Source organism: Rhodopirellula sp. JB055 (assembly GCF_043100905.1).
Lineage (GTDB): Bacteria > Planctomycetota > Planctomycetia > Pirellulales > Pirellulaceae > Rhodopirellula.
On the sequence record NZ_JBICHO010000559.1, the window covers coordinates 1 to 12054 of the forward strand.

8 protein-coding genes and 1 pseudogene are annotated in these 12054 nt (G+C 53.8%); 5 read left to right on the forward strand and 4 right to left on the reverse strand.

All coding sequences use genetic code 11. The features are described from left to right. The 5 genes and pseudogenes from ACF8AM_RS21840 to ACF8AM_RS21860 form a co-directional block, all read left to right on the forward strand. Positions 1 to 395: pseudogene (locus ACF8AM_RS21840) on the forward strand (hypothetical protein); the annotation flags it as partial. 45 nt (positions 396 to 440) lie between these two features. Next, complete coding sequence (gene nhaA / locus ACF8AM_RS21845) at positions 441 to 1781, forward strand: Na+/H+ antiporter NhaA (RefSeq protein ID WP_392557688.1); 1341 nt, start codon at positions 441 to 443, stop codon at positions 1779 to 1781. A 738-nt stretch (positions 1782 to 2519) separates the two neighbouring features. Next, entirely contained in the window at positions 2520 to 3128 is a 609-nt protein-coding gene (locus tag ACF8AM_RS21850) for a DUF3365 domain-containing protein (RefSeq protein ID WP_392557689.1), read from the forward strand. A gap of 395 nt (positions 3129 to 3523) precedes the next feature. After that, complete coding sequence (locus ACF8AM_RS21855) at positions 3524 to 4090, forward strand: carboxymuconolactone decarboxylase family protein (protein WP_392557690.1); 567 nt, start codon at positions 3524 to 3526, stop codon at positions 4088 to 4090. Positions 4091 to 4189: 99 nt separating this feature from the next. Beyond that, positions 4190 to 4939 carry an SDR family oxidoreductase gene (locus ACF8AM_RS21860; RefSeq protein ID WP_392557691.1) on the forward strand — a complete coding sequence of 250 codons (750 nt, stop codon included), beginning with the start codon at positions 4190 to 4192 and terminating at the stop codon, positions 4937 to 4939. Positions 4940 to 5251: 312 nt separating this feature from the next. Here ACF8AM_RS21860 and ACF8AM_RS21865 read toward each other — a convergent pair whose 3' ends face one another. The 4 genes from ACF8AM_RS21865 to ACF8AM_RS21880 all read right to left on the reverse strand — a co-directional run bounded on the left by ACF8AM_RS21865 (position 5252) and on the right by ACF8AM_RS21880 (position 11204). Further along, positions 5252 to 7612: a phytase gene (locus ACF8AM_RS21865; protein ID WP_392557692.1), complete on the reverse strand. Its 2361-nt coding sequence runs from the start codon at positions 7610 to 7612 to the stop codon at positions 5252 to 5254. Between the two features lie 92 nt (positions 7613 to 7704). Continuing rightward, the gene (locus ACF8AM_RS21870) at positions 7705 to 9282 is read right to left on the reverse strand and encodes an HTTM domain-containing protein (protein ID WP_392557693.1); all 1578 of its coding nucleotides are present in this window, start codon (positions 9280 to 9282) and stop codon (positions 7705 to 7707) included. Between the two features lie 160 nt (positions 9283 to 9442). Continuing rightward, a complete protein-coding gene (locus tag ACF8AM_RS21875; protein ID WP_392557694.1) occupies positions 9443 to 9865 on the reverse strand; it encodes a hypothetical protein in 423 nt (140 codons plus the stop codon). A gap of 286 nt (positions 9866 to 10151) precedes the next feature. Beyond that, on the reverse strand, positions 10152 to 11204 hold the full coding sequence (locus tag ACF8AM_RS21880; RefSeq protein ID WP_392557695.1) for a DUF1559 domain-containing protein: 1053 nt from the start codon (positions 11202 to 11204) through the stop codon (positions 10152 to 10154). Positions 11205 to 12054: the final 850 nt, after the last annotated feature.

The following is a 12054-nucleotide window of genomic DNA, read 5'->3' on the forward strand; positions in this document are numbered from 1 at the left end:
TGGATCGCGGAACCGTTCGCAGCAAGCGAATTTTGCTGGCCAGTCGGCATCCCAACTGCATTGGATCTTGGGTGGTGTTCCTGAACCGCTTTCGAAGGGATGAAACAATGCAGTCCGCAACTTTCACTGAATCGAATTTGACACGCATGGACAATTCGTCCAGCATGAAATCAAACGTCCGAAGCTCTCTGAAAAGTCGGTCGTATTTGCCGCGGTCTCTGAAAAAGGTGACTCGGCCGGCCGTGAGTGATGAGGACGAGAAGAAGTACGTGGTCGGAGTGATTTGCGTGATGTTGATGCTGCTTTTGGTGCCCGCTCTCGCATTGATGACCTACTTGATCGTCTCTCCTACTGCATTCACCGATGCATCGATCATAGGATTGCCGATTTCCTGACCAATTCCAATTTGCCGCGAACGCGAGACGTCAGCCAACAACTTTATGAACCATATTGAAACGCGACTTCCTCTGCCGATTCAGCCCATTGACCGATGGCTTCGTCCCTTCGCCCGATTCCTTCACATTGAGGCAACCAGCGGTGTTGTCTTGGTTCTATGCACGGCGATTGCTCTTGCAGCGGCGAACTCACCGTGGGCGAACGAGTACCTGGCTTTGTGGCAGACGGACCTGACGCTCGCCATTGGGGGCGTCGTGTTCAATCACTCGCTTCATCATGTGATCAATGACGGATTGATGGCGATCTTCTTCTTCGTCATTGGATTGGAGGTGAAGCGGGAACTCGCGCACGGATCTCTTTCCGATATCCGACAAGCCACCTTGCCGATTGCTGCCGCCATCGGCGGGATGATTGTCCCTGCCAGTTTGTATCTATCCATGCAGTACGGGCAGCCAGGAATGCAGGGATGGGGAATTCCGATGGCGACAGACATCGCGTTCGTCGTCGGGTGCCTGGCCATTCTCGGATCCAGGGTCCCTCACAGCCTCCGTATCCTATTGCTTTCGTTAGCCATCGTCGATGACATCGGTGCCATCCTGGTGATTGCAATCGGATACACCGAGTCACTCGACGGACGGTACCTGATGTTGGCTGCCTGCGCGATTGGGTTGGTGCATTTTCTCGCAAGAGTCGGTGTAAGACGTTTTCCACCATATGTCGTTGTTGGAATTTTGGCATGGATTGCACTGCATGAATCAGGAGTTCACGCAACGCTGATTGGTGTGATCTTAGGTCTGATGACGCCCGCCACTCCAACACTCGTCCCCGAACGTTTTCGCGAATACTTGCATGAAAAGGAAAACGAGTTCCAGCAACAACGTTGGAACAAACGTTCTCATCGTGTGGAAGTGGTCCGAGAGGTTCAGCAATTGACCCGAGAAACGGTGTCGCCGCTGGAGTACTTGGAAATGACGCTGCACCCCTGGACGGCGTACGTCATCATGCCTGTGTTTGCACTGGCCAACGCCGGTGTGTTGATTGAACCATCCAACATCACCGATTCGGTTGCTCTTGCCGTGGTGCTTGGATTGCTTGTGGGCAAACCGCTCGGGATTGTGCTGTTCAGTTGGCTGGTGATCCGCGGTGGAATGGCCAAGTTGCCCAGTGGATTGAATTGGCCTGTCTTCATCTCCGGCAGTTTTCTAGCTGGGATTGGTTTCACCATGGCTCTGTTCATCGACGGATTGGCATTTGGTGCCGATGGGCTCGACACAGCCAAAACGGGGGTTCTGATCGGGTCCGCCGCGAGCGCAATCGTGGGGATCGGATTGCTGCTTTGGACACTGCCAAAACCGAATCCCGAGTCGGTCACTGCCGCGGATTGACGGAGTAGCCTGACGTCGTCGTAGGCGGTCGAAACGGTTGAGCTTAAGTCGCCAGGGATCGCAACATGATCGCGATGATGAGGCTCAGAAGCACAACGGTTTGGCCCAAAAGGGCAATGCTAGTTTCCCGGTGCCGAACTTGGTCTTCCAGTTCTTGCGCCAGACTGGGATCAAGGTGGGGATTTTTCATCAACATGGTACAAGTTCCCATCAGAAGAGAAGTCGTTGCGTCATCCTTGGTTTGATGAACCTAATTGCAAGCAAAGTGCCACCACCCTCCTCACTGAGTGCAGAACGCTGAAAACAGCACAAAAGCCGGGCTCAATCGGGTTCCAAGCCGATTGTGTCTGATAGCAACAATCGTCAACGACAGGTTCCTCGTGTCAATTTTTGATGACACTTCGATGAACCTGTGCAGAACCTTGAACCTCAGAATCCACGCAACACCTCTCATAGGTGACTCTGCTTGACACAGATCTGCCGGTGAGTTGGAATCACTGAAAACCTGCGCGAGTTCCGCATGTTTGAATGGGAGAGCTTGTCAGGTTCAATCGCGCGATGATTCGCGGACGTTGGCAGTTCGGTTGGGGCACATCCGAATCGGAAGTCGTCAAGACGAATGGGTTTCGACCGCTTGATGCTTCGCCGGCACTGAGCGATTGGGTTCCCGATGGAATGTGAACGCCCATGCCTGCGATTGCTACTGTTTTGTCTTTCCCACCGCATTGGATGAAGTGCATGTTCAAACGCCTTTCCGGGATAGCATTCCTCTTCTTGCTCTTTTGCTCCGCGAATGTAGCAGGGCAAACCGGGCTGAAGGCAACGCGGTCGCCCGTGGACGATGAGCATGCGGGCGAGACGGATCAGGCCGCGCCGAAGCAGGAAACGGTGGATTCTGCTTCGACCGTGACATTGGTGGAGGCTCGAACAAGAGCCAAAATCCTGCATGAGACGTTGCATGGGGCATTGCAAGTCATGCACCGGGACTTCTTTCGGGAAGATGACGGGCTGGACATTCCTTCTCGTTCGCTGGAAGACGTGTTCGCTGAACTCAAACGGGCCTACGGAATCGAAATCCGGTGGATTTCCATTGATTCGAAAGCGATGAACATCGACAACGAGCCCGAATCCGACTTCGAAAAGGAAGCCGCACGCGTCATCCGTTCCGGAAAGAACAGTCATGAACAAACCAATGATGAAATGTACCGTTTTGTCGGCAAGATTCGACTCTCGGCCACCTGTCTCGGTTGCCATGCTTCGCGAAGGTCGAGTAACGAAGACCGAGCCGCTGGACTGGTGATTTCCATTCCACGCAGCCGAGACATCAAAGCTTCGGCAAATCACTGAAGACCGCTCAGATCACGCAATCAACGATCGAAGAATAAGTAGCGGGTTTCGTAATGGACGAGGCGACAAGTCCCGTGTTGGAGGATTCGTCGCCTCATCCACTACGTCTGTCATTGACCCTACGTTGCGAACCTGACGAGAGGGCAAGGAAGTTGCGTCTTTCGATGCCAACGGCCGAGTTCAGTCTCAGAAGTGTCGGTGAATGAATTGATGGTTCCCGATCATGAGCTCCATTGCACCGGCTGGCGTGCGTGAGCGACGGGTGGATGGCGGTGAACTGAGGCAAACGGTCATTCTAAGATGAACACACGATCGCCTTTGCATTCTCCAGGAGACAGGCTCCTGGATTGCTTTTGACGTGTTTGTACCGTGCGTTCCAAACAAAGGAAATGACAATGACTGATTTCGAGCTACATACCATTGAATCCGCTCTCGAAACCAGCAAGCCACAATTGGAACACAGCCAACAGGTATACGGCTTTGTTCCCAATTTGCACGCAGAGATGGCGGAGTCGCCCGCTTTGCTGGAGGCCTATCGAACAATCGGCAACATCTTCGATACGAAGACGCAGTTGAACGCCACTGAACGTCAAATCATCGCGATGACCAACAATCGACTGAACGGTTGCGAGTATTGCATGGCCGCCCACACTTCGATCATGCAATCGCTGAAGGTACCGGCCGACGTGATCGAGTCGCTGCGAAATGGGACGCCCATTGCTGATCCAAAACTGGAGGCTCTGCGTGTCTTTGCCGAAAAAGTCAACCTTCAACGGGGTTGGTTGGAAGACGGCGACATCGAAGCATTGTTGTCAGCCGGCTACGGTCAAGAGACGGTGTTGGAGGTGATTGTTGGAACGGCCTTCAAAGTGCTTTCGAACTACACGAACCACGTCGCCGAAACGCCTCTGGACGATGCCTTCGCGAAAAACGAATGGCATGCCAACGCTGCGACCTCCTAAAATGGTTTGAGCAATATCGTCCAAACGAAAATTGCGAGCGTTGCAACGAAGCGTCACGCAAAATACTCGTTACCAACCAATTCAACCAAAGATGGAAAAATGAATTTCGAAGTGAACGACAAAGTCGTGCTGGTCACCGGAGCCAACCGCGGCATTGGCAAAGTGATTTTGGAAGAAGCCTTGAAACGTGGTGCATCCAAAGTCTACGCCGCAGTCCGCAACACCGACTCGGCCGAGGCTCTGGTGGAGGAGCATGGCGACCGGGTGATCCCAATCAGAGTCGACTTGGAGGATCCGGCGTCCATCACCTCCGCCGCGAATGTTGCAACGGACGTGGACCTCGTCGTGAACAACGCGGGCGTCCTGAAAGTCAAGAACTCGCTGGACGACGACGCGATCGAAGCGTTGCAATTCGAAATGAACGTGAATGTCTACGGTCTGATTCGAATGGTCCAAGCGTTTGCTCCCGCGTTGAAGGCGAACGGCGGAGGCGCGATCGCTCAACTGAACAGCGTGGCGTCGGTCAAGACGTTCGGAGACCTCACCACCTACTGCGCATCCAAATCAGCGAGTTATTCAGTGACACAAGGCTTGCGTGAAACGTTGCGTGATCAAGGCACGCAGGTGGTCAGTGTCCATCCAGGTCCAATCGCGACCGAAATGGGACAAAACGCGGGCTTCGAAGACATCGCCGCTTCGCCAGAATTGGTCGCTACCGCAATCTTTGACGCACTCGCGGAAGGGCGTTTTCATGCTTGGCCCGATCCGATGGCACAGCAAATCGGAGCAGCCTACCGAAGCTTTGCGGAGAACGTGGTGGAAGCAGATATGCAAGAGGGCGTCGCTTGAACCGGGGCGAACGGGGTTTGTGATGTTCTTTCGGACGCAGGCGTCGTTGCGTCAGATGGTCAGATCGGTTGCGAGAATCGTCTGGCGTAGACGACGGTTCACGGGCACAACCAATGCCACGGTGAGGTAGCCTTCTGTTCGGCATGCCCCTCGATCTTAGGCAGCATGGGCGTTCCTACCCGTGGACTAAGCCCCTCGGCAGGAATGATCGGGTAAAACCTCACGTAGGCGAGTCTCTCTGAGACTCGCAAATGACAGCGTCTCGGAGAGACGCCGCGACGCGATCAAGCCCAATGACTCCCGCTCACGTGCTTAGTTCGTTCCCAAAGCGTTCAAGATGCTTGGCAATGGGGTGATCAGAATCGGGCAACTCTCGTCATGATTCGAGTGACAAGCGAAGAACCCTTCGGGAAACTTCGGGCCAAACGAATCAGTGACCACCTCGATGCCGTCGGTGTCTTGAGCGTTTTCAATCGAGAAACGATACGTGCTGCTGCCGCCAATCATCGGAAGAACGTGGAAGGTGTTGGATCCTTGATCCGAGACGGTCAGGTACCGAATTTGATTGTCGTCGTAGCTCAATGCCACACCCTCCAAATCACCTTGAATTCCATTGTCGCCGACCTGCAGAATCAACGTGCCCTTGGGCTGTCCTGTGGGTTCCGCATCAAATCGCCAGACGCCCTCGGTTTCGGTTGCGACGTAAACCGAACCAAGTTGGTCATCAGCGACGGCACCTTCTGACATTCCGACATCCAAGTGACGAACCTTTTTGCCAGTGTAAAACCCGTTCACCGTTTCGCTCAGTTCGATCTGCTCACAACCGTCTTCTTTGGACGTCGTGAAAAAGTACAGGCGATCATCCACCGCTGAACGGTAGAGGCAACCACCGTAGTTGGGCCCCGTCGCAATCCCACCTTGGTCGATCGCCACCAACTCTCGAGTTTCATGGTCGACGCGGAAGAGACGAAGTTTATAGCCGTCTTCGCGTTGATTGACGGCAACCAAGTCAATTTGCTCACCTTGGAAGGGGACGTCGTAACGCAAATCGACGTTTCCTGGCTTAGAAACTTCGATCGACTGAGTCAGCTTGCCTTCTAAGTCGTAGACAAACAAACGGTTGGCCGATTTGTCCGAGGCGATGATCACGCTGCGTTCAGGCGCTTGCTTGTCTCTCCAAACACACAAGTCGTCCTGATCCTTCGCTTCTGGGTTGGTCAACCGAAGACTCGAAGAGACGACCGGGACTTGATCCGCGTTACGTTTGACTGGTTCCGCTGCTGCAACATCGGCTTCAGGACGCACTCGTTCCGGTGTATCAGGAATATCTTCGACCAACTGGTTGGGCTTGCCTTCGCGTTTCATCAACGTGAATCCATCATAAGGACGACCAATGGCGGTGCGAGCAACGTAGCGAAGCTCATCGCCATCCACCGTGATGATTTGATAGAGCTGCGTGTCTTCTGCGACTCGCTGCATATAGGGTTCACGTCCAAGTTCGTACATTTTCGGACCACTGACAGAGACGACATACACCGTGCCTGCGAGTTCGCTTTGCGCTCGGATGCCAGATGGCACGTTCTTCTCGCTACCATGAGCCATCATCCCCGTTCGCGCGTAAGTGTGATCGTGGCCATTGAGAACCAAATCGACCTTGTACTTATCGAAAATGGGTTGCCAGAGATCTCGAAGCTCGCTGTTGTCCCGTCCGCGCTTCGAAGAATAGATTGGATGATGGAAGGAAATCACGGTCCAGTTCTGCGGGTTGTCTTGCAACACATTCTCCAACCAGACCGCCTGACTCTCCATATCATTGTTGGAATCCAAGCCGATGATTCGCACGCCTTGGTAATCCATCCAGTAGACCGATTCGCGAGAGGATTCCGGTCCGTTGTTTGGAAACTCAAACACTTTGTCCCAGTGGTTGGTCAGACGACGAGTCACCTCGCCGGTTTTTTCGTTGGCAATTTTGGACTGTTCGTGGTTGCCAGGAACAGCAACACACGGGGTACTGCGGGGGATGAACCCTTGGGCGTAGAACCATTCGCCCCATTCAGCGTCACTGTCAGCTCGGTTGACCAAATCACCGGCATGCAAAAGGAATGCGGCACGCGGTGCATCCGAGTAAGCCTGACGCACCAGACGTGACCAATGCGACTTCAGATCGTTTTGTGCATCGCCAACATAAACAAAACTGAACGGATCGGCTTGCTCACTGGCGGTGATGAAATGAGCCCATTCGCTCCAGTTGACACCGTCGCCGACCCGGTACACATACTTCGTGTTGGGGAACAAACCGCTCAGCGTGGTGCTGTGATACTTAGCGATCCCCAGATCCGATTCTAGCGTTTGGGATTTCGCGGTCACTTCTTTTGTCTTGTTGACAAACAGAGGACCGTCCTCGGCCTTGGCATATTCCACGAGTGCCGATTCAACCGATGTGTCGGTTCGCCAAGTAACCGACTGAGTCGTCGTGGGATCATCTGCCCACGTCAGAACAATCCGGTCAGGAACGGCTGTGGGAGCGTAGGTGATTCCAGCAGGGACTTTGACCGGAGTCTCATGAGTGTGATCCTCATCATCGTGTGCCCAGGCTTCAGGACCGACCAGGGTGCAAGCAGCGTTCAAGGTGAGAGCGAGGAACGCGATCCCGCATTTCTTCCGATAGGTCATTCTCTTTCCTTCAAAAACGTCAGGGGGATTGGTAGGTTCGCTGATCGTGAGTTTGTGCGAAGCTTGCCAAAGTGGGGCGTAAAACATGCAAGTCAATTTCCAGCGACGGCGCCCAATTGTCCGGAAACTCGAATCTCATCGGAGCGTTGGGAAGAATCGGTTTCAGATCTGACGACGGGACGTTGTGGGATACGCAATGCCATCATTTGCGGCGGCAGCTCCAAATCCAACTGGCTTTCCCATTGTTCCAGGGGAATCTTCCACGCCAGATGTCGATAGGGTTCGTGCAGGTCGACGATCCAATCTGGATACTGCAAATCACGAGGCTGCTTCGTCAGATCGACCGCCGGATCGATGATCGGTTGCGGCTTTCGTCCATTGAGAGAAACCAAGGCGAGAGCGCGAAGTTCGACGTTCGGATGGCCGTTGTTTGCCAGATCATCAGCGATGAACAGACACAATTGGTGAATCATCCGCGGGTCTCGCCCAACCACCGCAAGTTGTCGTTGTGTCAGATAGGGACGCAAGTCGATGATTCCCGACCGGCCTGAGTCAGGGGCGGTGGCGTACACCCGAACGCCACTGACTTTCGCGCGAAGCAACATGTGCCACGAGAAATGGTGCGAGTATTCTGACCAACTTGGGTTGCCAGGAAGAACAAACACACGCAGTGGCACGAGCGTCTGCACACCGATCCACAGGAGGACACCTGACACGATCAAACGTTGTGGCAATGGGAATTTCGCCATGGAAGGCGTCGCGGTGACCTCGGGACGATTTCCCCAGCCCAGACGGTGGAGGATCTGCCGAGGCCAACCTGGATCGAAGTAGACCGTCGTCGCGGCGATCATCAACCATGGGAAGATACCGATGTTCCACAAGTTGTGATTGCATATATGGAACGCACAGGTCAAGAAGAACCCAAACAACCGCGTCTTGCGGAACAACAACAGCGGAACGATCGAAAGGTCAAACAGAAGACCGCCCCAACAAACAAGCTGGACGAGGTATTCCTGGTCCAACGGGAATCGGGAGATCCAAGGATGATCCGTCATGTACGAAAGCGTGGTTCGCATCGGTTGACCTCGCAACCAATCGGTATTGAGCTTCGCGATCCCACCGAAAAAGTAAGGGACTCCTATTTGGAAACGCAATAACCACAGGCACCATGCCGGCGACGTGTCGCTGCGTTGACTTGGGTTTCGCCACGCATCGACCGAAAACGCTCTTCCCGCTGGAAAGAACGGCATCATCAAGCTGAGAAGGGTGCAAAGGTAATAGTGGTTGAGGTAGTAGGCCTTGTCGATCAAGAACCAGTACACCATTCCCACAGCGAAAAGGGTTGAGACCAGGCGGTACCACAGTCCCATGGCGATGCAGATCGCGAGCCCTGCGAAAGCGATGTACAGAAGTGACATCCCGTCGACCGCCACCCCGCCGATCGCAACGCTGAGGTCGATCGGTTTCACCCAATCGAAACCGTAGTACGTGAAGTGATAGGCAGGCAGAGTGTAGTTGTTGTAAGGGATGCCGTTCCGGACTCCACTGATCGCCCACCAGCACATCACAACACCAAAAGCGATGCGAAAAACCACCAGGAAATCGATGGGGACGGTTTGCAACAGGCGGTTGCTGATTCGGTTGAACGCCGAACCTGTTTCTTGTCTCATGAGGGATCAGTTAATAATTCTGTGTAGTGCTTCGCGGGATGCGTCCAACGCTCGCACGTCAGACCACATCCAAGTCTGGAACCAAATGGATGTCGCCCGGAGAGTCCCCAAACCAGCGAAGACGAATGGATGGGGAAGGCAAGCGAACACAACTCATGGCCTACTCGTCGTCGTCATCGTCGTCTTCATCAGCTTCGAGTTGTTCTGCACGGGCGTCTTGCCGAGTCTTCTTCGGAAGATCAATCTCAAAGGTGTTTTCGGGGCCACTGGTGACCTCGACTTCCATGATCATTCGGTCCGCGTTCATGGCACAGTCGCAACCTGGCCCACTGCCCCTGCCAACTTTGACGATGTGAGGACCAACGACCGCACCATCGCCATTTCCATAGGTTGAAACCGTGAATTGACCTTGTGCGTTGATCACGCCCAGACCAATCTTTCCAACCACGGCATCATCACCGACTTGTTTGGGCTGAAAGTAGACAATGCCGCCACCAACGGTTTCACCGTTGCACTTCACCACACCGGTCACGGGAGCGACAGGAAATCCATCGTCGCCGCATCCGGAAATTAGAGTGGGCAAAAAACATAGAGCGATGAGGCACGTTCTGTGAGAAATCATCTTTGAATGGAGAGAGATGTTCATTGGTATCTATTGACAGTCGATATGAAAGATCAGACGAAGACGCGTGTTGTGCGATCGGGCGGATCGAAGAGAGGGTTTAGCATTGGAGCCAACACTCCACCCTCTCGGCCCAAAGCGGTCCGTCGCTCCGAAAGGGAGGACGAAATAGAATGCAGGAGCTTAAACGTGATGGGGATTGAGCGTCGTTGACGCTCATAAGGCGACGAGAAGCCCGTATAGAATCCTAAAACTCACCGACGATCTCGCCGTCGTTCATCCCCGCAAGTGCTTGGTAGGTTTCCATCGAAATGCTTTCGGTAATGAATCGAACCGACCCATCCGCGAAGTTGAACTGAGCGCCACCCTGGTGATAACTGAATGCACAGTCATCATCGATCGCGTTGTACATTTTTCCGACCGAGGCGAACGCGTTGATAGGAGACGAGGTGCGTGCGGTGAAGCGAACCGACTCATCCGTCCGTGGCATTCCGATCCATACAGGCCAATCTTCCAGCGACGTGGGGCTTTCGCCAACCGCAGCAGGCTTGCTGATTCCCGAGGCACGGACATAGGTCGATTCGCCGACTGCGATGGTGTTTGACAAGCCGTCGATCACATCCCGGAACAAACGCGGTTCCCCCTCGGCACGCTTCACGAACATGCCGTTGTCACCCAGGTGATTGCCCGCACAGCCTTTGTAGCTCGTCGTTGCTAAGCCCGTTGCTTGATTGGCATTGAACATCGTGTTGACGTTAAGTGCACCGACACCAAAGTCGCCCGATCCATAGATGCTCCATTTCAAAGGTGCATTCTTAGGCATCGCAGAAGATGGACAGAGATAGGTGCCAACTGGTGTTGTCGCCGCTTCCCAGCGTCGTTGAATTCGTTCCGTTGGCGATCCGCCCTCGATTTCACGAATGAGGCTTTCCATCGGGCGCCCCGTGATTCCATCTTCCATTTCCCAATATCCCGACGGGTCGACTTGCTCGTACAACGGACTTTGTTCGATGTAAGGGAGCAGGAAGCAAAGGAAACCATATCCATCGTCGTCTTTGGTTCCGCCATAACCGGAATCGTCGACGTAGGTGAGGCCGGCGGGAGGCAAGACCTTGAAAGTCGATTCATAGTTGTGCAAAGCCAACCCGATTTGTTTCAGGTTGTTTTGGCATTGCATGCGTCGGGCGGCTTCACGTGCTGACTGCACGGCTGGCAGTAGCAATCCGACCAGAACGCCAATGATGGCAATCACCACCAGCAATTCAACCAAAGTGAACGCCATTCTTGCAGGCTGTTTCATCGTCTCATTTCCATCATTGGAGGGTATGTTGGCCAGCATCCGCGAAGCCATGTTTCAAAACTGCGAAAGAGGATTCATTCCAAACCAAACGGTCTGATTTCGATTCGCGAGAGAAGAGGCTTGATCAAATTGACAATCACGTGCCCCTTTGAGATCGCACCGTGAACAAAGACCAACCTTCTCTTCTTTTGCGGCGGGAGTGTGGCAAACGAATGTGAAATTGCGGGTGAGTCTCAAGCGAACATTCGATGAAGAAGAGTCGCTTTTCGATCGATGGACCGACCTCGAAGCACGTCAGCCAATCGATGACGCGAACGCCCGCAAGATGGGGGAATTGCGAAGCTTGATTGCGTGTCGAGTTGAGGGGCGACGCGAACTTGTGAACTTGCGTGATCATGGAAACCCGATGCGTGAGTTTTTGAGTTGCGCTTTTGCGTGAAGCACTGGTTTTTTCATAACCCGACGCGTCAGCGTGGCGAAGTCAACATCGTTTTTCCCTTGCTGACGCTTCGGGTTGTGAAGGTGCTCTTTTGCGTGAGGCACTGGTTTTTTCATAACCCGACGCGTCAGCGTGGCGAAGTCGACATCGTTTTTCCCTCGCTAACGCTTCGGGTTTTGAAGTTGGGCTTTTGCGTGAGGCATTGGTTTTTCATAACCCGACGCGTATGCGAGGCGAAGTCAACATCGTTTTTCCCTCGCTGACGCTTCGGGTTGTGAGAAAAACGCAACTGCAAAGCTCACGCGTCGGGTTGCGATGTCGATGCAAGCTGCAGGTAGGGAGGGCCGCAGGTAACGAGGTACGGATGTGCCATGCACCCATCATGATTTATGGAATCGTGGTGCTCCGGGG